The sequence below is a fragment of the Pseudomonas sp. P7758 genome (assembly GCF_013386485.1).
Classification (GTDB): Bacteria; Pseudomonadota; Gammaproteobacteria; order Pseudomonadales; family Pseudomonadaceae; genus Aquipseudomonas.
This window is the reverse complement of the sequence record NZ_JACARS010000054.1, coordinates 11,943-33,839: the sequence shown is the minus strand read 5'-3', so window position 1 is coordinate 33,839 and position 21,897 is coordinate 11,943. Positions and strand designations below refer to the sequence as shown.

19 protein-coding genes are annotated in these 21,897 nt (G+C 61.4%); 6 read left to right on the top strand and 13 right to left on the bottom strand.

Going from position 1 to position 21,897, the window contains the following annotated elements:
- Window positions 1-43 precede the first annotated feature (43 nt).
- The 11 genes from HX873_RS11790 to HX873_RS11740 form a co-directional block, all read right to left on the bottom strand.
- On the bottom strand, window positions 44-403 hold the full coding sequence (locus tag HX873_RS11790; RefSeq protein ID WP_102369676.1) for a flagellar protein FlaG: 360 nt from the start codon (window positions 401-403) through the stop codon (window positions 44-46).
- Window positions 404-477: 74 nt separating this feature from the next.
- A complete protein-coding gene (locus tag HX873_RS11785) occupies window positions 478-1,926 on the bottom strand; it encodes a flagellin (RefSeq protein ID WP_177008385.1) in 1,449 nt (482 codons plus the stop codon).
- A gap of 266 nt (window positions 1,927-2,192) precedes the next feature.
- Entirely contained in the window at window positions 2,193-3,122 is a 930-nt protein-coding gene (locus HX873_RS11780; RefSeq protein ID WP_003214601.1) for a ketoacyl-ACP synthase III, read from the bottom strand.
- Window positions 3,123-3,425: 303 nt separating this feature from the next.
- Entirely contained in the window at window positions 3,426-5,009 is a 1,584-nt protein-coding gene (locus HX873_RS11775; protein WP_003214602.1) for a flagellar hook-associated protein 3, read from the bottom strand.
- Between the two features lie 14 nt (window positions 5,010-5,023).
- Window positions 5,024-7,060, bottom strand: a complete 2,037-nt coding sequence (gene flgK / locus HX873_RS11770; protein ID WP_102604682.1) for a flagellar hook-associated protein FlgK — start codon at window positions 7,058-7,060, stop codon at window positions 5,024-5,026.
- Window positions 7,061-7,070: 10 nt separating this feature from the next.
- A complete protein-coding gene (gene flgJ / locus HX873_RS11765; protein ID WP_102604681.1) occupies window positions 7,071-8,333 on the bottom strand; it encodes a flagellar assembly peptidoglycan hydrolase FlgJ in 1,263 nt (420 codons plus the stop codon).
- 4 nt (window positions 8,334-8,337) lie between these two features.
- Window positions 8,338-9,426 carry a flagellar basal body P-ring protein FlgI gene (locus HX873_RS11760; protein ID WP_032899355.1) on the bottom strand — a complete coding sequence of 363 codons (1,089 nt, stop codon included), beginning with the start codon at window positions 9,424-9,426 and terminating at the stop codon, window positions 8,338-8,340.
- Between the two features lie 27 nt (window positions 9,427-9,453).
- Window positions 9,454-10,149: a flagellar basal body L-ring protein FlgH gene (gene flgH / locus HX873_RS11755; protein ID WP_003214607.1), complete on the bottom strand. Its 696-nt coding sequence runs from the start codon at window positions 10,147-10,149 to the stop codon at window positions 9,454-9,456.
- A 53-nt stretch (window positions 10,150-10,202) separates the two neighbouring features.
- On the bottom strand, window positions 10,203-10,988 hold the full coding sequence (gene flgG / locus HX873_RS11750; RefSeq protein WP_003214609.1) for a flagellar basal-body rod protein FlgG: 786 nt from the start codon (window positions 10,986-10,988) through the stop codon (window positions 10,203-10,205).
- A gap of 63 nt (window positions 10,989-11,051) precedes the next feature.
- A complete protein-coding gene (locus tag HX873_RS11745) occupies window positions 11,052-11,792 on the bottom strand; it encodes a flagellar basal body rod protein FlgF (protein WP_003214611.1) in 741 nt (246 codons plus the stop codon).
- A gap of 307 nt (window positions 11,793-12,099) precedes the next feature.
- Window positions 12,100-13,665 (bottom strand): sigma-54-dependent phenylalanine hydroxylase transcriptional regulator PhhR, encoded by a 1,566-nt coding sequence (locus tag HX873_RS11740; protein ID WP_003214613.1) that lies wholly within the window; start codon window positions 13,663-13,665, stop codon window positions 12,100-12,102.
- 266 nt (window positions 13,666-13,931) lie between these two features.
- Between HX873_RS11740 and phhA the strand changes: the two genes are divergently transcribed.
- The 3 genes from phhA to HX873_RS11725 all read left to right on the top strand — a co-directional run bounded on the left by phhA (window position 13,932) and on the right by HX873_RS11725 (window position 16,380).
- Complete coding sequence (gene phhA / locus HX873_RS11735) at window positions 13,932-14,723, top strand: phenylalanine 4-monooxygenase (RefSeq protein ID WP_003214615.1); 792 nt, start codon at window positions 13,932-13,934, stop codon at window positions 14,721-14,723.
- Between the two features lie 104 nt (window positions 14,724-14,827).
- Complete coding sequence (locus tag HX873_RS11730; RefSeq protein WP_010166022.1) at window positions 14,828-15,184, top strand: 4a-hydroxytetrahydrobiopterin dehydratase; 357 nt, start codon at window positions 14,828-14,830, stop codon at window positions 15,182-15,184.
- The gene (locus HX873_RS11725; protein WP_177122704.1) at window positions 15,184-16,380 is read left to right on the top strand and encodes an amino acid aminotransferase; all 1,197 of its coding nucleotides are present in this window, start codon (window positions 15,184-15,186) and stop codon (window positions 16,378-16,380) included. Before HX873_RS11730 ends, HX873_RS11725 begins: the two co-directional genes overlap by 1 nt.
- Before the next feature lie 149 nt (window positions 16,381-16,529).
- On the opposite strand, the gene HX873_RS11720 is transcribed toward HX873_RS11725, so the two are convergent.
- The gene (locus tag HX873_RS11720; protein WP_003214618.1) at window positions 16,530-17,339 is read right to left on the bottom strand and encodes a UDP-2,3-diacylglucosamine diphosphatase; all 810 of its coding nucleotides are present in this window, start codon (window positions 17,337-17,339) and stop codon (window positions 16,530-16,532) included.
- A gap of 133 nt (window positions 17,340-17,472) precedes the next feature.
- On the opposite strand from HX873_RS11720, the gene HX873_RS11715 reads away from it, so the two are divergent.
- Window positions 17,473-18,264: an AraC family transcriptional regulator gene (locus tag HX873_RS11715; RefSeq protein ID WP_177122703.1), complete on the top strand. Its 792-nt coding sequence runs from the start codon at window positions 17,473-17,475 to the stop codon at window positions 18,262-18,264.
- 154 nt (window positions 18,265-18,418) lie between these two features.
- The gene (locus HX873_RS11710; protein WP_003214622.1) at window positions 18,419-19,309 is read left to right on the top strand and encodes a DMT family transporter; all 891 of its coding nucleotides are present in this window, start codon (window positions 18,419-18,421) and stop codon (window positions 19,307-19,309) included.
- Here HX873_RS11710 and HX873_RS11705 read toward each other — a convergent pair.
- The gene (locus tag HX873_RS11705; protein ID WP_003214624.1) at window positions 19,303-19,590 is read right to left on the bottom strand and encodes a SelT/SelW/SelH family protein; all 288 of its coding nucleotides are present in this window, start codon (window positions 19,588-19,590) and stop codon (window positions 19,303-19,305) included. The genes HX873_RS11710 and HX873_RS11705 overlap by 7 nt on opposite strands.
- An 83-nt stretch (window positions 19,591-19,673) precedes the next feature.
- On the opposite strand from HX873_RS11705, the gene HX873_RS11700 reads away from it, so the two are divergent.
- Window positions 19,674-21,863 carry a patatin-like phospholipase family protein gene (locus HX873_RS11700; protein ID WP_177019583.1) on the top strand — a complete coding sequence of 730 codons (2,190 nt, stop codon included), beginning with the start codon at window positions 19,674-19,676 and terminating at the stop codon, window positions 21,861-21,863.
- Window positions 21,864-21,897: the final 34 nt, after the last annotated feature.

Sequence of the window (21,897 nt, the reverse complement as noted above, 5' to 3'; positions counted from 1 at the left end):
GAATCACGCTCTAGGCAGTTTTCGCAACAAAGTTCATGCCAGTTTAGACCTTGGCGTCAAACAGCAAGCTGCTGGCGTCATGAAGGCTCTGGGCGAGTTTCAGGGCCAATTCCGAAGGAATCTGGCGAATGACCTCACCGCTTTCGGTCGCAATGACCTTGACCACAACCTGGTGGGTGGAGTCATCAATGGAAAAATCCAGTTTGCGCTGGGCAGCCTGGATGAATTCGTTTATGTCGTTGACCGCTTTTTTCAAGTCGGTGTGGCTCGATGGCTGCTGGGCATCTTTCGCGCCAGCAACGGCGTCCACCTTGGGTTTCTGCGGATCGGCACTGACAGGAGCAGGTGCATTCTGTGGCGCTGCCGCAGGGTAAGACAGGTTCAGTTTGACGCTCATGTCCATGACCAATCACCTCATTAGACAAAAGACAAAAGGGCACGTAAACGCGCCCTTCCGTCAGTTACCAAGCGCCGTTATTACTGAAGCAGCTTCAGTACAGCGGATGGCAGTTGGTTCGCCTGGGACAGGATCGCAGTCGAAGCCTGTTGCAGGGTTTGTTGCTTGGTCAACTGAGCGGTTTCAGAAGCGAAGTCAACGTCCTGGATCACGCCACGAGCAGCGGTGGAGTTGTCCGAGATGCTCTGCAGGTTGGCGATGGTGTTGTCGAAACGGTTTTGTACAGCACCGAGGTCAGCACGCTGGGAGTCGATGGTGGACAGTGCCTGGGTCAGCACGTCAACAGCGCTCTGAGCATTGGCAGCGGTGGTCACGTCAGTGTTGCTGACAACGACTTTAGCCGAGTTAACAGCGGTTGCAGTCCCGTCACCGAACACGCCGGGAACGCCGTCGCCAGACAGGGAGTAGCTGGAGCTGGAGTTCAAGGCTACAGCGCCGGTGGCAATCACGTCAGTAGTAGCCAGGTTTGCTGCGGTGCCAAACTTGCCATCGCCGCCTTTGGTCTGAACACTGATGGTCGCACCACCAGTGTCAGCTGCGGAGAAGGTGAAGTTCTCACCCGAGTCGGACTTGATCGACAGAGAGCCGGTCGACTGATCGAAGTTAACGCTGATGCCCAGCTTGGCAGCGTTGGAGTTCAGTTGGCCGGCAAGGTCAGCAGCGCTGGTGATGCCGGTGAACGAAACTTTAGGAGCAGTAGTACCGCTACCGACTGTCAGGGTGAACGCACCGCTTGGAGTGGCCGCCGGGAAGGTAGTAGGCACAGTGAACTTGGCTTCGGTGCTAGCGGTAGCCTGCAGGCCACCGACTGCGCCGTTCAACTGGGCAGCGATATCCTTGGCCGAGGCTTTTGCGGCAATGGTCAGTTCATCAGATACCTGGCCACCACCGGTAACGGTGATTTTGCCGCCTGCAATACCGGCGCCTGGTGTCGGAGCATTGGACAGCAGCTGCTGCGAACCAATGTTGTTAGCCGATACGTTGCCCAGGCTCATGTTGATGGTCTGGTTGGCGTTGGCGCCCACTTGGAAAGCGGTAGTACCGAAAGAACCGTCCAGCAGGTTACGACCACCGAAAGTGGTGGTAGAAGCGATACGGGTCAATTCAGAAGTCAGAGCAGCGTACTGAGCCTGGTTCGACTTACGGTCGTCAGCGCTGAGGGAGCCGTTAGCGGACGACAGAGCCAGGGAACGCATGGTCTGCAGGATGTTGGTGGATTGCTGCATCGCGCCTTCAGCAGTTTGCGCGATGGAGTTACCGTCACCGGCGTTCTTGATGGCAACGCCCAGGCCGTTGATCTGGCTGGTCAGACGACCAGCGATTTGCAGGCCGGCCGCATCGTCTTTGGCGCTGTTGATACGCAGGCCGGAGGACAGGCGCTGCATGGAAGTTTGCAGGGCGCTGGAAGCCTTGTTCAGGTTGTTCTGAACGGTCAACGAAGCAAGGTTGGTGTTTACTGTTAATGCCATGACGAAATCCTCGTGGGTGGTGTACTGCGGCTTCCGGCCCTGGCAACCGCCGGGTGTGGCCTAGAGAACCTTCGTAATAGTTATCGTCGTGAAAGCAGGTTGCTTGAGGACTTTTTTGATTTTTTTTACTGGCGCCGTGCCACCCCTTTTAATTCAAGCATTTACGATAGCCCAAACCCCAGCAATTGTTGGCTTTCTGGCGCCAAATAAAAAACGCCCATGATCTTTCGATCATGGGCGTTTTTTTGTGCAGCGCCTTTAAGTCGTCAAGGGCGGTGCAAAATCGCCGAGCCCCAGGACAGCCCCACACCAAAACCACTGATGGCGACGCGCTTCCAGGTGGAGTCGAGCATGTGCTTTTCCAGCAGCAGCGGAATGCTCGAGGACACGGTGTTGCCGGTCTCGACCATGTCCTTGATGAACTTGTCCACCGGCGCGTCTTCGAAACGCCGGGCCACGGCGTCGACAATCGCCGCACTGCCCTGGTGGATGCAGAACGCATCGATCTCGTCAGCCTTGAGGTCCGATTCGTTGAGCAGCTCGTGCAAATGCGCCGGCACCTTGAGCAAGGCGAAGTTGAACACCTGGCGGCCGTTCATGAAGAACACGCCATCGCTGACCTTCAAGTGCGGCGCACCGGAGCCGTCAGTGCCGAACTTGGACTTGCCCAACTGCCACGGCGCGTCTTCACCCATCCAGGTGGCGGTAGCGGCATCGCCGAACAGCATGGTGGTGTTGCGGTCTTCCGGGTCGACGATCTTCGAGTACGGATCGGCGGTCACCAGCAGGCCGTTCTTCAGGCCGGTGGCTTCCATGAAGCCCTTCATCGCATAGATGCCGTAGACGTAGCCCGAGCAGCCCAGGGAAATATCGAAGGCCGCCACGTGCGTCGGCAGGCCCAGCTTGTCCTGGACGATGGCGGCGGTGTGAGGCAAGCCCTCTTCGTCACCATTCTGGGTAACGACGATCAGCGCATCGATGGACTCGCGCTTCAAATCGGGGTTGTTGGCAAACAAGGCGTTGACCGCCTCGACGCACAGATCGGAGGTTTCCTGCGCGGCATCCTTGCGCGGCAGGAACGCCGAACCGATCTTGCCAATGATGAATTCTTCATCCTTGGCGAATTTGGCACCCTGGGCGTAGTTATCAATCCCGTCTGCCGGCACGTAACTGGCGATGCTTTTTATGCCAATCATTGTGGCTTCCCAATACTAAATAGCTGGAGAACACCCCGCGAGACACGTCGCCGGGTGCTGACAATAATGGGGATGACCCCGCAAAAAACTCGCCGAAAACCGCCTTTGTACCCTGGCGGCAGGCCCTCGCAGAGACCTGGCGACGACCTATCCTTTTCACACGATACAGTGAAGATGCGCTTTATGACTCACAGGTCACTCAATTTTCTGCGCTTTGTGCGAAACACGGGGACATACAAACGCCAAAAACCACAACGGCCCACCCCGTTTCCAGGGTGAGCCGCCGGTTTGCAGCTGCGGACATCACATTTTGTTGAACAGGCTCAACTGAGAGATTTTCACAAAGGCCAACTGAGAGGCCTGCAGCATGGTTTGCTGAAGCTGCAGGTTGATCGCCGCCTGACCCATGTCGACGTTGCCCAAGGAACTCATGGTGTTGGTATTGGCAGTCCCCAGGCTGGTGTTCTCATCCGTTTGAAGATCCAGGGCATTCTGGCGAGCACCGATGGAGCCGCGCACCTGGTCAATCTGTGAACTGGCGTTGTTCAGGTTGCCGATGGTTTTGGCCACCACATCCTTGAGGTTGTTCTGCGCGACCAGGTTGCCGTCAGCCGGCGTTTCCAGGGCTTTGCGCAATTGGCTCAATGTGTCCAGGGCGTTTTCGTTCTTGTTGCTGACGGCGCTGACCGCAAACTGGTCGCCCGCCCCTGGCGCACCACTGATGTCGAACGTCACGCCGGCCGCGTTGATCGAGGTGGCACCGGCAGCCATGGTGCCGGTCGCGATGGTCTTGCTGTTCGGACTGTAGGGCTGCGCATACACCTCATACGTGGTGCCGCTGGTGAATTTGATCACCGCACCGGTATCAGGGAAGGTGCTGGCGTAGGCCGCCTGATCCGTCACCTGGCCACCGGTCACTTGTGCAGTCGACGCGTTGCCTGGCGAACGCGAAGCACTGAAGGTGTCCGGCTTGGATTGCAGGGTGAACGCCTTGCCCGCCACCAGTGCGTCGGAGTCAGCGCCGGGCGCAACGTCCGCGCCGAGCGTCAGGCTGATATCGAACTTGACGCCGCGCAGGTTGACGCTGGATGCGCCCTCTTTGGTCGCGTCGAAAGTGCCGTTGCCGGGAATCTCCGAGGTAACGTCGTTACCGTCCTTGTCGGTCACGGAATACTGCGTGCTGCTGCTGAAGGTCAGCTTGTAGGGCTGGCCGTCGGTAAAACTCTTGGTGTAGGTGACACCGGAGGTCACCGTGCCCGCCGATACCGCGACCTTGCCGTCATTGACCGCAGGCGGCAACAACGTAGCCTGGGTGCGACCGGTGTTGGTCGAACTTTCCATCATCGACTTACCGGTGTCGCCCCCCGCCATCGACAGATTGTCCGAGATCTGCAAGCTCAGCGGCGTCTCGTCACCCTGATACGTGTAGGTGCCGTCGTTATTGCGGATGTAAGGCGGCGTGTCGGTTTTCGACCCGGAAAACATGTAGTTGCCGTTGGCATCCTTGGAGTTGAGCAAGCCCAGCACCTGGTCCTCAAGCGCGCCCACTTCGCTGGCGATGGATTTACGATCGTCATCGCTCAAGGACTGGTTGGCCGCACGCAGCGCCAGTTCATTACCGCGCTGCAAGGCGGTGTTGATGCTCTTTAACACCGATTCTTCGTTGGTCAGCGAGTTCTGCAGGGTGTTGATGTTGCCGTTGAACTGGCCAAGCATGTCTTTCTGTTGCTGCAATTGCAGCAAGCGCGCGGCGGCGACGGGGTCATCGGAGGCGGTCTGCACCCGGATACCGCTGCTCGCCTGGTCCTGGGCTTTCACCACACCGGAATAGTTCGTCTGGTACTTGCTGGCGCTGGTGTCGAAATACTGCTGTGTAGAAATACGCATCGTCCCAGACTCCTTTAAAGGGCATTAATCAGTGTGCTGAAAGTTTCTTGCGCAGCCTTGATGATCTGCGACGACGCGGTGTAGTACTGCTGGAACTTGATCATGTCACCCGCCTCTTCATCCAGGTTGACCTGGGACACCGAGTTGCTGGCCGCCTTGTTCGCTGCCAACAGCGCACCCGTCGCGGTGGAGTCGGTAGCGGCCTGGCTGGCTTTTGAGCCCACCTGCGACACGAGTCGGGCGTTGGCGCTGACCAGGCTCACACCCGGGCTGCCGTCGCTGGCGCCCACGGTGGCCTTGGTCTGCAAGTCCAGCAATTGCTGGGCATTGCGGTTGTCGGAGGTGCCCGAAGCGTTGAACGAGAAAGTCGTGCTGTCACCATTGGCAGGCGAGCCGCCGACCGTGGTGTCGAAGTTGAAGCTTTTGCCCGGGATCAACGCACCCGAGGCATCGCGCATCGGTACGTTGATGCTGATCTTGTTGCCCTGGCCCGGGATGATGGTGCCACTGCCGATCGGATTGCCTTGCGCGTCGCTCACCGTATACGACTGGGTGCCGTCGGCGGCCGGCTTGCCAAAGAGCATTTTTACCGGCATGGAGTTTTCGATGCCGGCGCGCAACTGGGCGGTATCAGCGCCGCCATGAATATCCAGCGGCACAGTCAGCTGAGGCGGTGTGAACGTACCGGTGCCGGTGTTGGTCTTGCTCGCGTTCCCCGCCAAGGGGCCCGCGAAGGCGAGCTTGTTGACGTCCTTCAGGTCGACACCGATGCCCGTGGCCCCGTTGGCCGTGGGGCTGACCTTGAAGCTGTCACCGGCAGCCATGGGCCCTTTGCCGTCCAGTGCCAGGGTAAAGCCATCAATCACCGGCGGCGGCGTGGTGGTGGTGTCGAACGAACCCATGGCCTTGCCGTCGGAGCGGACGACGTTGTACTGGTTACCACTGGTAAACGTGACTTTGTAGTCGTAGGTCGTCAGCTGGCTGCTGTCCTTGATCGTGACATTCAGGTTGCCAGACCCCGCGCTGTTGCCGGCGGCCCCTTGGCTGCGCTGGGAAATCGCCGCCGCGCTGTTGATATCGGTGAACAGCGACGAACCGAATTCGCCGTTGAGGTCCAGGCCCTGGCCCAACTGATTGTTGATCGTGTCTGCCGTGGCAATCGCGATGCGCCCCAGATCATTGATGGCCGGCATCAGCACGTCACTGCGATAGCGCAGCAAGCCACCGATACTGCCGCCGGTGACTACATTACCAAGGTCAATGGACGAGTCGCCCATCGAGAGCTGGATGGTGTACTGGCTATTGTCGGTGCTACTCGGTACCGCAGAGATATTATTGGATATCCCGCCTTCCACCAGCGACTGCCCCGTACCGGTCGTAATACTGAACTGTCCGTTTTTTTCCGTGGCCGTAACGCCGATCAGCTCGTTGAGCGAGCGCACCGCTTCGTCACGCGAGTCCAGCAGGTTGGCCGGCGCACTGCTGGAAGTCCCCTGGGCCTGGGCAATCTGCTTGTTGAGCGAGGCGATCGAGGACGTCAGCTTGTTGACCTGGTCCGTCATGGTGCTCAACTGACTGTTGATCGTTTGTTTCTGCTGGTTCAACTGGCCGGAAATGGAGTTGAAGCGGTTGCTCAGGGTCTGGGCGCTGGTCAGCAGCAATTGGCGCGCGGACACGTCGCCCGGGGTGGCAGAAGCCGTCTGCGCCGCCGCGAAAAAGGCACTGAGCACCGAAGACATGCCGGTGTTGGAATCCGACAAGGTCTTGTCGATGGCACTGGCCTGGTCCAGGTAGGCGTTGGCATCGCTGTCGAGTGCCGTGCTGTTCTGGTAAGCCGTGGTGAGAAACTGGTTGTACACCCGACGCACGTCCGCCAGGGTCGTACCGGTGCCGATAAATACGCCGCCGTAGGCGTTCGACGCATTCGCGGTCTGAGCGCTCTGTTGACGCGAGTATCCCGGGGTGTTGACGTTGGCGATGTTGTTACTTAAGACCGACAACGATCCCTGGGCGGCATTGAGCCCCGACATCCCGATATTGAGCAAACTCATGATTCAGACCTTATAAATGAGTGGAAGCGCCCGCGGCAGCGTAGTTCTGGTAGCTGTTCATCGTTTTTGCGATCTGCGAAATCTTGCTGGCGTAATCCGGGTCGGTTGCATAACCGGCTTTTTGCAACTCGCGCACAAACTGTTCCGGGTTGTCGGCTGATTTCACAACTTCTTTATAGCGATCATTGCTTTGCAGCAACGTGACCAGGTCATGGAAGCTGTCCTGGTAGGAATTGTAGGAACGGAACTGCGCCGTCTCCTTGACCATCGCGCCATCGCGAAACTCGCTGGTGATCGCCCGGGCCTGTTCGCCCTGCCAACTCTGGCCGGCCTTGATGCCGAACAGGTTGTGGCTGCTGGTGCCATCCTCGGCACGCATCACCGATTTACCCCAACCGGTTTCCAGGGCGGCCTGGGCCACCAGGTAGCGTGGGTCGACGCCAATCCGCGCGGCGGCCTGCTTGGCCATCGGCAACATGGTGGCGACAAATTCATCCTGCGAGCTGAAGGCTTTCTTCGCCGGTGCCAGCGGTGGCTGGGCGACGGCGCGGCCGTAAACCTGCATCTGCCCGCGAGGCGGTATGGCGGCAAGGCTGCGGGCGGTGCTGTTGACCACGCCATCATCGGCAGCGCTGTTGCGCAGCGGCGCGGCCTTGGCGGCAGTGGTAGCCTCGGCACCCGGCACGATGCCGGCCAGCAGGCGATCCGTCAGCTTGCTCGGCAACGAGATGCGTCGCTGGTTCATCAGCGCCATGTCGTTGGCGTGGGAGTTGGTGCCTTCAGGCACCGCCACGCGGTATGCCCACAATGGCCGCTGACCATTGCTGCGGCCCAGCGGGCCATCGGCCTTGGTACCGGCGGCAATTTCAGTCGGCACATCCACCTTCTTCGCGGGCGCAGCCGGGCCTTGCAGGGTGGCCGCCTGGGCGTCCACCGGTTTGTTCTTCTGCATCTGGCGCAGCAACACGTCCGCCAGGCCGATACCACCGCCCTCGCGAGACAGGGAAACCGCCAACTGCTGGTCGTACATTTCCTGGTACTGCTTGGCCGCCGGGGTATTCAGCGGGTTGTCCTTGCCCAGGGCTTCGGTAGCCGAACGCATGGACTTGAGCATCTCGCCGAGAAACAGCGACTCGAATTCCTGCGCGACCTTGCGCATGTTGCCGTCGCTGTTCTTGTCGCCGACCTTCAACTGGTTAAGCCGGTTGAGGTCGGAATAGGAACCCGAATCCGCCGTACTGGTCAGGCCGCTCTTGCGCATGTCCATGGCCATGGCGTCAGATCACGATCAGGTCGGCTTGCAAGGCGCCGGCCTGTTTCAATGCTTCGAGGATCGCCATCAAGTCGCCGGGCGCTGCGCCCACCTGGTTCACCGCACGGACAATCTCGTCCAGGGTGGTGCCGGGGCCGAACTTGAACATCGGCTTGGCTTCTTGCTGGGCATTCACCCGCGAACGGGGGACCACGGCAGTCTGGCCGTTGGACAACGGGCCAGGCTGGCTGACGATCGGGTCTTCGGTGATGGTCACGGTCAGGCTGCCGTGGGTCACGGCCGCTGGCGAAACCTTGACGTTCTGGCCGATCACGATGGTGCCGGTCCGCGAGTTGATGATGACTTTCGCCACCGCCTGGCCCGGGTCAACCTCAAGGTTTTCCAGCAGAGACAGGTAGTCCACACGCTGGCTTGGGTCCAGCGGTGCCGTCACACGAACCGAGCCGCCATCGATGGCCTGGGCCACGCCCGGGCCGAGCAGCTCATTGATCTTGTCGACCACGCGCTTGGCGGTGGTGAAGTCAGAGCGGTTGAGGTTCAGGGTCAGGCTGTTGCCCTGGTTGAAGCCGCTGGGCACGGTGCGCTCCACCGAGGCACCACCGGGAATCCGCCCGGCCGACGGCACGTTGACGGTGATCTTCGAACCGTCGCGACCTTCGGCATCAAAGCCACCCACCACCAGGTTGCCCTGGGCAATGGCGTAGACGTTGCCGTCGATACCTTTGAGCGGGGTCATCAGCAAGGTGCCGCCGCGCAGGCTTTTCGAGTTACCCATGGACGAGACGGTGATATCGACCACCTGCCCCGGCTTGGCGAACGGCGGCAAGTCAGCGCTGATGGACACCGCCGCGACGTTCTTCAACTGCACGTTGCCCGAGCCCGGCGGTACCTTGATGCCGAACTGCGAGAGCATGTTGTTGAAGGTCTGCAGGGTGAACGGGGTCTGGGTGGTCTGGTCACCCGTGCCGTTAAGCCCCACCACCAGGCCGTAGCCGATCAGCTGGTTGGACCGCACGCCGGAAATGCTCGCGATGTCTTTCAAGCGCTCGGCCTGGGCGCCTGCGCTCAGGGCCAGCAGCAACATCGCAGCCATCAGCTGTTTGAAGTTCAAAGTGATCACCTAGAAAGGGAACAGCGGGCTAAGGAAGAAACGGTCAAACCAGCCCGGCTGACTGGCGTCAGCAAACGAACCCGTACCCGAGTAGGTGATGCGTGCATCGGCAATCCGTGTCGACGGCACGGTGTTGTCGGTGGAGATATCGTCGGCGCGAACCATGCCCGCAATGCGCACCAGTTCGTCACCGGTGTTGAGGGTCATCCACTTCTCGCCGCGTACGGCAATGATGCCGTTGGGCAGCACGTCGGCCACGGTCACGGTGATCGAGCCGGTCAGGCTGTTGCCCTGCCCTGCCGCACTCTTGCCGTTGGTGGCGCGGTCGCCGCTGTAGCCGGCGTCCAGGCTCAGGTCACCGCTGCCCAGCGGGTTGTTGGTGTTCGGTACACCGCCAAACAATGAAGTCAGGCCGATGCTGGTCTTGCTGGTCTTGCCGATCTGCGAGTTGGCGTTCTTGCTCGCCTGGGTCTTCTCGTTCAGCGTGATGGTGATGATGTCACCGACCCGGAAGGCCTTGCGGTCGCTGTACAGGTTCTGTTCGAACCCGGCCTGGTAGATCGAGCCATTGTTGGCGGCCGCCGGCAACGGCGTGCGCGGCAACACCGGCGCATAGTACGGGTCATTGGGCTTAGGCGTCGGGGCGACACAGCCCGCGAGCACAGCAATCCCACTCAATGCCAGAACAGAAACATAGCGATTCATGACCCATACCTCACGGTGTTGCAGGCGCCTTCAAGGGCGCCCCATAGACTTGATTACAGATTCTGCGTTACGAACGAAAGCATCTGGTCGGCGGTGGAAATCACCTTGGAGTTCATCTCGTAGGCGCGCTGAGTGGTGATCATGTTGACCATCTCTTCAACGGTGCTGACGTTGGACGTTTCCAGGGTGCTTTGCAGGGTGGTACCAAAACCGTTGAGGCCCGGGGTGCCGATTTGCGGCGCGCCGCTGGACGCGGTTTCCAGGAACAGGTTGTTACCGATCGCCTGCAGGCCGGCCGGGTTGATGAAGTCGGCGGTTTGCAGGTTGCCGATCACCTGGGACGCCGGGTTGCCGGCCACGGTGATCGACACGGTGCCGTCGTTGCCGACGGTGAAGGTCTGGGCGTTGTTCGGCACGACAATCGCCGGCTCCAGCGCGAAGCCATTGGCGGTCACGACCTGGCCGTTGGAGTCCAGGTGGAACGTACCGTCACGGGTGTAGGTGGTGGTGCCGTCCGGCTGCAGGATCTGGAAGAAACCCTTGCCGTTGACTGCCAGGTCGAGTGGCTGGCCGGTCTGCTGCAGGTTACCGGCGCTGAAGTTCTTCTGGGTGCCAACGATTGCCACACCGGTACCCAGTTGCAGGCCCGACGGCAATTCGCTGTCCTGGGTCGACTGGGCGCCAGGCTGCTTCTTGATCTGATAGAGCAAGTCCTGGAACTCGGCGCGGTCACGTTTGAAACCCGTGGTCGACACGTTGGCCAGGTTGTTGGAAATGGTGGTCAGGTTGGTGTCCTGGGCGGACAGGCCTGTCTTGGCAACGTATAGAGCCGGAAGCATGTTCTTCTCCTTCGTGCGCCTGTTTTATGGCGCCGCGCTACAAAAATTAGTGTGTGGCTGCTATCAGCTCATCGCCAGGACGCGGGTCATGGCCTGGTCGTCTTCTTTGGCGCTGTTCATCATCTTGATGTGCAATTCGAACTGCTTGGACAGGGCCAGGACTGCCGTCATTTCTTCGACGGCGTTCACGTTGCTCGCCTGCAGGAAGCCCGACGTCAGCTTGACGTTGGCATCGGCCTGGGCCGGCTGGCCATCCTTGGTGTGGATGGTGCCGTCGAGGCCCTTGGTCATGTTCTTGAGGTCGGGCTGCACCAGCTTGATCCGGTCCACTTCAGCCATCACCCGCGGGCCTTCGCCCATGGCGCGGATGCTGATGGTGCCGTCCTGGCCGACTTCGATCTGCTGCTGGGGCGGCACGGCAATCGGGCCGCCGTTGCCCATGATCGGCATGCCGTTGCCGGCCCGCAGCACGCCCAGCGCATCGACGTTCATGCTGGCGCTGCGCACGTAGGATTCGCCGCCATCCGGGTTTTGCACGGCCATCCAGCCGTCACCGCTGACGGCCACATCGAGGTCACGGCCGGTTTCAATCATCGCGCCAGGGGAAAAGTCCGTGCCTGGGCGCTCGGTCAAGGCAAAGGCCCGCGCCGGAAAGCTGTCACCGAACACCGGCATCGAGCGCGCCTGTTCCAGGTCACGCTGGAAACCATTGGTGGAAACGTTCGCCAAGTTGTTGGCGTGGGCCTTCTGCGCCAGTGCATTCTGGCTGGCGCCGGTCATTGCCACGTAAAGGTACTTATCCACGCTCTTTCCTCTTTCTGACGGACGCTTGCCGCCCACCGCTGTACTGATGAGGCTTAAGCAATTTGCGAACCAACTTTTTGAAATGAGGGAAAGTCCAGGCGGGGCGGGGGTTTGCCGGCAGGTGGCAGCTGAGGGCAGTAGGAAGAGAGTCGAAAAAACGGCGGACTTATGCCGCTAACGGCAAGTACAGGTATCAAGACCGACAAAGAACCCATGTGGGAGCGGGCTTGCTCGCGAATGCGGAGTGTCAGTCACCGGATAATTCGACTGACCCACCGCATTCGCGAGCAAGCCCGCTCCCACAGGTTTAACCGCGTTCGGCTTTGACGACTTCGTAGTCGCGCAACTTGTTGGCAATAGTGGTGTGGGACACGCCCAGCCGCTTGCCCAACAGCCGGCTGCTGGGATGTTCGGCATACAACTGCGCCAGCACCGCCTTTTCAAAGCGCCCGACGATCTCCTCCAACCCGCCTTCCAGGGAAAAATCCCCCAGCGGCTGGCGCACGCCATAGTCCGGCAGGCGAATGTGCTCGGCCTTGACGGTGCCGCCCTCACACAGCGAAACCGCCTGGAACAGCACGTTCTCCAACTGCCGCACATTTCCCGGCCAGTGGTAATGGCTGAGGCGTTCCATCGCCGCCGGTGCGAGCTTGGGCAGCGGGCAGCCGATCTGCCGGCTGGCCTGATCCAGGAAGTGCTCCACCAGCGGCGGCAAACCGTCGAGGCACTCGCGTAGCGGCGGGATATGCAGCGAGAGCACATTGAGACGATGGTAAAGGTCCTGGCGGAATTCGCCCCGGGCGCACAGTTCGGAAAGGTCCACCTGGGTCGCGCAGATCACCCGCACATCCAGGTACACCTCTTCATCACTGCCTACACGGCGAAAGCAGCCGTCCTGCAGAAAGCGCAGCAACTTCACCTGCAATCGCGCGCTCATTTCGCCGACGCCGTCGAGAAACAACGTACCGCCCGCCGTCAGCTCCAGCAGTCCCAACTTGCCCTCCGCCCTCGCCCCTTCAAAGGCGCCGGGACCATACCCGAACAACTCGGTCTCGGCCATGGACTCGGGCAAACCGGCGCAGTTGAGCGCCATCAACGGCGACTGGCCGCGCGGGCTGGCCAGGTGGCAGGCGCGGGCCAGCAACTCTTTGCCGGTGCCGGTTTCGCCTTCTATTAATAGAGGCGCATCCAACGGCGCCATGCGCCGAGCCTCACGCACCACGGCGGCCATGACCCTGGAGCTTTGGAAAATGCTGTCGAAGCCGCGCAGTTCCTGCTTGCGCACATTGTAGATACGCTCACCCACCCGGTCGGCGCGGTGCAGGGTCAGTACGGCGCCGGCCATGGCTTCGCTGTCGTCATGCTCGGAGGATTGCAGCGGCGCAATATCGGCCAGGAATACATCGCCCTTGACCTTGACCCGCAGGCCGTTGATTCGCGATTTGCTGGCCCGTACCAGTTCCGGCAAATCGAAATCTTCGGCGTAGCGCGACAACGGAATGCCCGGCACCTCATCCACCCGTACTCCGAGCAACTGCGCCGCCGCGCGGTTGGCCGCGACGATGGAGCCGCCCATGTCGATGGACAGCACCGGAAACTCCAGCGCCCCCAGCAGCGCGTTGAGCTCCATATGCCGACGCTCGCTGGGCATCAGCCCTACCCGCTTGACGCCAAATACCCCGGCAATCGCCTCGAACTGCGGGCGCAATGCCTGGAACTGCAGGTTCACCAGGTTCGGGCAATAGAGGTAAATGGCGTTGCCGTGCTCGCCACCGACCTCGCCCTTGGCAACGTTCACGCCGTACTCCACCAGCAGGTTGAGGATGTCCCGCAGGATGCCGATGCGGTTCTGGCAATGCACTTTGATACGCATGAGAAGGCCCGAAGAGGTGGAGTCGCTGCGTCTTTTTGCCGCCGGCCGCAGATAATCGTCAAGATTATGTGACAGCTGCGAGGCGATTCACACCCAAAATACGCCACAGGGAGAACGAATTGCCTCAGCCGTAACGAAAACTTTACGAATCTCAGTAACTTTTCCTACAAAAGCATGGCGCAGGAGGATGGCTTCCTGGCCCAGGCGGCGTATCAATAGGCTCATCCCAGGACATAACAAGAACGAATGCCTAGCAGGAGAGCAGTATGAAGCAGACGCAGTACGTGGCCCGCGAGCCCGACGCGAACGGTTTTATCGACTACCCGCCCGAAGAACACGCGGTGTGGAACACCCTGATCACGCGCCAACTGAAGGTGATCGAGGGCCGCGCCTGCCAGGAATACCTGGACGGCATCGACAAGCTCGGCCTGCCCCACGACCGCATTCCACAGCTGGCGGAAGTCAACAAAGTGCTGGCCGAGACCACGGGCTGGCAAGTCGCCCGGGTGCCGGCGCTGATCCCCTTCCAGACTTTTTTCGAATTGCTCGCCAACAAGCAGTTTCCGGTGGCGACGTTTATTCGTACCCGTGAAGAGCTGGATTACCTGCAGGAACCGGACATTTTTCACGAGATCTTCGGCCATTGCCCACTGCTGACCAACCCCTGGTTCGCGGAATTCACCCACACCTACGGCAAGCTCGGCCTGGCCGCCACCAAGGAACAGCGCGTGTACCTGGCGCGCCTGTACTGGATGACCATCGAGTTCGGCCTGGTGGACACGCCCGAAGGCCGGCGCATCTACGGTGGCGGCATCCTGTCTTCGCCCAAGGAGACCGTGTACTGCCTCTCGGACGTGCCCGAGCATCAAGCCTTCGACCCGCTCGAAGCCATGCGCACGCCGTATCGCATCGACATCCTGCAACCCGTGTACTTCGCCCTGCCCAACCTCAAGCGCCTGTTCGAAGTGGCGCAGGAAGACATCATGGGCATGGTCGAACGCGGGATGCAGCTGGGGCTGCACGCACCGAAGTTCCCGCCCAAGCCAAAAGCGGCTTGAACTGCGGCTTTTAGGGCCAGGTGAGTCTGTTCCCTGGCCCCGCGTTGCTTTAGGGTGACGCTACTGACGACCGTTTCCAAATACTCGATTTCAGGAATACCCACATGACCACGTTGAACCAAGCCCACTGCGAAGCCTGCCGCGCCGACGCCCCGCAAGTCAGCGACGAAGAGTTGCCGGTGCTGATCAAGCAGATCCCCGACTGGAACATCGAAGTACGCGATGGCGTGATGCAGCTGGAAAAGGTCTTCCTGTTCAAGAATTTCAAATTCGCCCTGGCCTTCACCAACGCCGTGGGCGCGATCTCCGAAGCTGAAGGCCATCACCCGGGCCTGCTCACCGAATGGGGCAAAGTCACCGTGACCTGGTGGAGCCACTCCATCAAGGGCCTGCACCGCAACGACTTCATCATGGCCGCGCGCACCGACGAAGTGGCCAAGGATGCCGAGGGCCGCAAGTAATGCATTTCGACGCAATTGGCCGGGTGCCCGGAGACCCGATCCTCGGGCTGATGGAGCTGTATGCCCAGGACCCGAACCCGAACAAGTTCGACCTCGGCGTGGGCGTGTACAAGGACGACCAGGGCCTGACGCCGATCCCGCATTCGGTGAAACTGGCCGAACAGCGCCTGGTGGAACAACAAACCACCAAGACCTACATCGGCGGCCACGGCAATGCCGCGTTCGGCACGCTGATCAGCGAGCTGGTGCTGGGCGCCGGTTCGCCACTGCTGGGCGAGCGCCGCGCCGGCGCCACCCAGACGCCAGGCGGCACCGGCGCGCTGCGCCTGAGCGCCGACTTTATCGCCCACAGCCTGCCTAGCCGCGGCGTGTGGCTGAGCAACCCGACCTGGCCGATCCACGAAACCATCTTCGCCAAGGCCGGGCTCAAGGTCAGCCATTACCCGTACGTGGGCAGCGACAATCGCCTGGACGTAGCGGCAATGCTGACCACCCTGTCCACCGTGCCAAAAGGCGATGTGGTGCTGCTGCACGCCTGCTGCCACAACCCGACCGGTTTCGACCTGTCCCACGATGACTGGCGCCAGGTGCTGAAGATCGTCCGGGAACGTCAGTTGCTGCCGCTGATCGACTTTGCGTATCAGGGGTTTGGCGATGGCCTGGAACAGGATGCATGGGCGGTGCGGCTGTTCGCGGCTGAGCTGCCTGAAGTGCTGATCACCAGTTCCTGCTCGAAGAACTTCGGCCTGTACAGCGACCGTGTCGGCGCGTTGATTGTGTGCGCGGCGGACGCCGAGAAACTGACGGATGTGCGCAGCCAGCTGGCGTTTATTGCGCGTAACTTGTGGTCGACGCCGCCGGACCATGGTGCTGCTGTGGTGGCGACGATTCTCGGTGACGCCGGGCTGAAAAAGCAGTGGGCCGAGGAAGTGGAAGCGATGCGGGCGCGGATTGCGCAGCTGCGTTCCGGGCTGGTGGAGGCGTTGGCGCCCCATGGGTTGTCGGAGCGGTTTGCGCATATTGCGGCGCAACGCGGGATGTTTTCCTATACCGGTTTGAGTGCGGAACAGGTGAAGCAACTGCGGGACAAGCACAGCGTGTATATGGTCAATTCCGGGCGCGCGAACGTGGCGGGGATTGATGCGACGCGGTTGACGCTGTTGGCAGAAGCCATCGCGGATGTTTCCCACACCTGACTGAAGAAACCGGCTCCAAATGTGGGAGCGGGCTTGCTCGCGAAGGCGGTGGGTCAGTCGAATTATCTGGTGACTGACACTCCGCATTCGCGAGCAAGCCCGCTCCCACATTTAGACTGAGTGAGTCTGTGAGTCTGTGGGTTTGAGGCTTAGCCCGCGACCATTTCGGCCTTTAGTTGCGCCTCTTTCGCCTGGGCATCCGCCAACCGATACAGCTCGATATGCCCGTCCCAGTGCTCGATCAGCGCCGTGCACGACTCCACCCAATCCCCGCAATTGAGGTAGTCCACCTCGCCCACCTTGCGAATCTCCGCATGGTGAATGTGCCCGCACACCACGCCATGCAGCTCGCGCTTGGTCACTTCGTGGGCGATCGCTTCTTCAAAATCACTGATAAAGCTCACCGCCGTCTTGACCTTGTGCTTGAGGTACGCCGACAACGACCAATAGCCGTAGCCATAGCGCGCCCGCCAGTGGTTCAACCAGCGGTTGAGCGTGAGGGTGAATTCGTAGGCCGAATCGCCGAGGAACGCCAGCCAGCGGTGATACCGGGTAATCACGTCGAACTGGTCGCCATGGATCACCAGCAAATGCCGGCCATCGGCAGTCACGTGCACCGCTTCGTCCACCAACTGGATATTGCCAAGGATCAGCTTCGAATAACGCCGCAGGAATTCATCGTGGTTGCCGGTGACGTAGATCACCTCGGTGCCGCGCTTGCTCATGGTCAGCAGGCGGCGGATCACGTTGGTATGGGCCTGGGGCCAATACATGCCGCTGCGCAGCTTCCAGCCGTCGATGATGTCGCCCACCAGGTAGACCTTGTCGGCGTGGTAGCCCTTGAGGAAATGCGAGAGGTGTTCGGCCTGGCAATCCCGAGTGCCCAAATGCACGTCGGAAATCCACAGGGTACGCACGCGTTGCTTGCGGCTGGGTTTGGCGAGTTCGGCGCTGGTCATGGGCATGCCTCACGGTGTTTTCGCGAGCTTGCGCCCATGGGATTAATAGCCCATGACAGTGTTGCGTCAGTCTGATGACAGCGCCCACAGGCGGCGAAGCGATGTAAACTGCAGGCCTGCCCAGGAGACTGCGATGAGACCCAACCTCACGCTACGCCACTACCCCGATGCGCCTATCGCCCATAGCCACGACCATGCACAGCTGGTGTTTGGCCTGTCCGGGCACCTGGACTTCGAGGTGGATGGCCGGGGCGGCCAGGTGCAGCACAGCAGTGTGATGGTGCTGCCCTACTCCGCCCATCACGCGTGCCGCAGTCGCGATGGCAGCCGCTGCCTGGTGCTGGACGTGCCCGATGAGCACTGGCTGGCGCAGTCCCTGGGCGAGCATGCCGACGCCAGCCGCCGCTTGCTCGACCGGTGCGCACACCTGACCCTCGACAATCGCCAAAGCCAACTGGTGCAGTGGTTGGCAAGCAGCCCGGTGGACGACCCGCTGATCGCCCAGCAAGGCGCCATATTGCTGCTGGCCAGCCTCAACCTTGCGCAGCCGCCGGAGGGCAAGCGCCTGCCCTATGCCGCGTTCGATGCGCATATCCAGCGGCACGCCGCGCACCCACTGCAAGTGGCGGACCTGGCGAAGCTCGCCGACCTGTCCGTCGCCCGCCTGCATGCACGGTTTATCGCGGAAAGCGGGCAGACGCCGATGGACTACATACGCACCCGGCGCTTGCAGATGGCCCGCGGCCTGCTGCGCGACAGCCAGCTGCCGATCGGCGAGATTGCCGCGCGGGTGGGCTATGGTTCGCAAAGTGCATTTGCTGCGGCGATGTTGCGCGAGTTTGGCCTCTCGCCCCGAGCCTTCAGACGAGCACCGCCCGGTGTGGGAGCTGGCTTGCCTGCGATAGCATCACCGCGCGCTATCTGAACGACCGAGTTGTCTGCATCGCAGGCAAGCCAGCTCCCACAGGGATCTTCACCAAGCAAGAGTCCTGCGACAAAAGCCGCGAGCCCAACGACAGACGCGAATGCCTGCAACCCTCTAGACTGCGATCCTGTAAACCCGTCGTTTAAGGATCGCAATGACTCCCCGCACAGCCCTCGGCGCCCTGCATATCGGCGCATTGATGTTTGGCCTCACTGGTGTGTTCGGCAAACTGGCGGCCGCTTCGCCGGCGATTATCGTGTTCGGCCGCGCCGCGTTCGCGGTCATTGCCCTGGCGATCTTTGCGCGCTTTGCCAGCAACACGCCCTGGCAGAAGCTGCAAGCCCGCGACTGGCGCCGCCTGCTGGTCAGCGGCCTGCTGCTGGCCGGGCATTGGGTGAGTTTCTTTATTGCGGTAAAGGTCGCCGGTGTGGCCATCGCCACCCTGGGCTTCGCCACCTTCCCGGCGTTTACGGTGATTCTCGAAGGCCTGATTTTCCGCGAGCGGATTCGCGCCAACGAGATCCTGCTGGTGGTGCTGGTGAGCATCGGCCTGGTGCTGGTCACGCCGGATTTCAATCTCGCCAGCCAGGCCACCAGCGGCTTGCTGTGGGCGGTCGGCTCCGGGTTGTTGTTCTCGCTGCTGTCGTTGAACAACCGCGCCAGTGGGCGCATCCCGCCGGTGCAGGCCGCCTTGTGCCAGAACGTGGTGGTAGCGCTGTGCCTGTTGCCCGTCGCCGCGCCCGGGCTGGCCGAAGTGCGACCACTGGACTGGCTGTGGATCGGCCTGCTCGGGGTGTTCTGCACCGGCCTGGCCCATAGCCTGTTTGTCGCCAGCCTCGCGGTGCTCAAGGCGCGCACGGCGGCGGTGGTGTTTGCCATGGAGCCGGTGTACGGCATCACCGCGGCCTGGCTGCTGTTTGCTGAAACGCCGACCCTGCGCATGCTGATGGGCGGCGCGCTGATCATCGTGGCCATCGTGGTGTCCGGGCTGATGGGCGGCGCCAAACCGGCCAAGCAGCCGGCCACCACGGCCGAGGTTCACTGAGTACGGTCGTTATGCCCCAGGTCCCGTTGTGGGTCGATCTGGTCGCGCACTCTTTGCTTGAGCACCTTGGCTTCCGGGAAGCCCCCGTCGGCCTTGCGTTCCCAGATCTGCACACCGTCGCAGGTAATCCGAAACGCACCGCCGGTGGCCGGCTCCAGGGCCACTTTGCCGAGGTCATCGGCGAACGTGCTCAGCAGTTCCTGGGCCAGCCAGGCGGCGCGCAGCAGCCACTGACACTGGGTGCAATAGGTGATGACAATCTCGGGCTTGGCCGCTGACATGAATTGACTGGCTCCTGCTTGGCGGGTTGAAAGGATCGAGTGGCTATAATACCGGCCTTTATCGTCCTGCCTTGAGATTGATGATGCGCCGCCTGTTGTCCTGCCTGTTGCTGTGCCTGTTCCCTGTCCTCGTCCAAGCCGTCGAAAACCCGCGCCCGAAGATCGGCCTGGTGCTCTCCGGCGGTGCCGCCCGTGGCCTGGCGCACATTGGTGTGCTCAAGGCCCTGGAAGAACAGGGCATCCACATCGATGCGATTGCCGGCACCAGCATGGGTGCGGTGATCGGCGGGCTGTACGCCTCGGGCTACAAGATCGACGAGCTGGAAAAACTCGCGCTGAACATCGACTGGAAGCTCGCCCTGTCTGACGCGCCACCGCGGGAAGACGTGCCATTCCGGCGCAAGCAGGATGACCGGGATTTCCTGGTCAAACAGAAACTCAGCTTCCGCGACGACGGCAGCCTCGGCCTGCCACTGGGGGTGATCCAGGGTCAGAACCTGGCCTTGCTGCTGGAAAGCATGTTCGCCCACACCAGTAACGTGCGGGATTTCGACAAGCTGCCGATCCCCTTTCGCGCCGTGGCCACCGACATCACCAGTGGTGAAAAAGTGGTGTTCCGCAAAGGCCACCTGCCCCAGGTGATCCGCGCCAGCATGTCGATCCCGGCGGTATTTGCCCCGGTGGAACTGGATGGCCGGCTGCTGGTGGACGGCGGCATGACCGATAACATCCCGCTGGATGTGGCGCGGGAAATGGGGGTCGACATCGCCATCGTCGTCGACATCGGCACCCCGCTGCGCTCACGCAAGCAACTCAACACCGTGGTGGACGTGCTCAACCAGTCCATCACCCTGATGACCCGGCGCAATTCCGAAGAACAACTCAAGGCCTTGGCGCCCCGCGACGTGCTGATCCAGCCGCCCCTGGCCGCCTACGGGGTGACGGATTTCGGGCGCGCCAAGGACATGATCGACGCGGGCTACCGCGCCACCCGCGCACTCGACGTGCGCCTGGCGCACCTGCGCCCGGCCGAACCGGTGGACCCGTCGCTGGTGGCCGCGCGAACGCCCGGCGAGCGCAACCCGGTGATCACCGCGATCAAGGTGGAGAACGACTCCAAGGTGGGCGACGAGGTGATCCGCTACTACATCCGCCAGAACCTCGGCGAGCCCCTGGACCTGGCCCGCCTGCAAACCGACATGGGCACTCTGTACGGCCTGGATTACTTCGAACAGGTGCAATACCGCGTGGTGAAAAAGGGCAAGGACAACACCCTGGTCATCAGCGCCCGGGGCAAACGCAGCGGCACCGACTACCTGCGCCTGGGCCTGAACCTGTCGGATGACATGCGCGGCGACAGCGCCTTCAACCTCGGCGCCAGCTACCGCATGAACGGCATCAACCGCCTCGGCGCCGAATGGCTGACGCGGGTGCAGATCGGGGACAAGCAGGAGCTGTACAGCGAGTTCTATCAGCCGATGGACACCGGTTCACGCTACTTCGTCGCGCCCTATATCAGTGCCCAGGCGCAGAACGTCGAACTGATTGAAGACAATAACCCGATCTCCGAATACCGCCTGGAACGCTACGGCTTCGGCCTGAACGTGGGCCGGCAGATCGGCAACAGCGGCGAGATTCGTTTCGGCGTCGGCGAGGCCTGGGGCAAGGCGGATGTGCGCATTGGTGACCGGGATTCGCCGAGCATCAACTTCAGCGAGGGTTTCTATGAGCTGAAGTACTCCTTCGACTCGTTCGACAACGTGTACTTCCCCCATACCGGCGAAGACATTGGCCTGGCCTTCCGGGAGTTCGAACCGGGGCTGGGTTCGGACCAGCGCTATCGCCAGTGGGAGTTCAAGCTGGACAAAGCCATGAGCAGCGGGCCGGACACACTGATCCTCGGCGGGCGCTATGGGCGCACCCTGGATAAGTCGGACGTGGTGATTTCCAGCTTCCTGCTGGGGGGCGCGCGGCAGCTGTCGGGCTTCCGGGAGGATGCGATTGCCGGGCAGAACATCAGCCTGATGCGCGCGGTCTACTATCGCCGGCTGACGCCGCGGTCTTATTTGCCGCTGGATTTCCCGTTGTACCTGGGCGCGTCACTGGAGCGAGGGCGGGCTTGGAACAACGACAATGAATACGACAGCGGGTACATCAACGCCGCCAGTATTTTCCTGGGGTTTGATACGCCGCTGGGGCCGTTGAATTTCAGTTATGGGTTTAACGATGACAGTCAGCAGGCGGTGTACCTGAACCTGGGGCAAACCTTCTAACTACGCCGCAAAACACATGTGGGAGCGGGCTTGC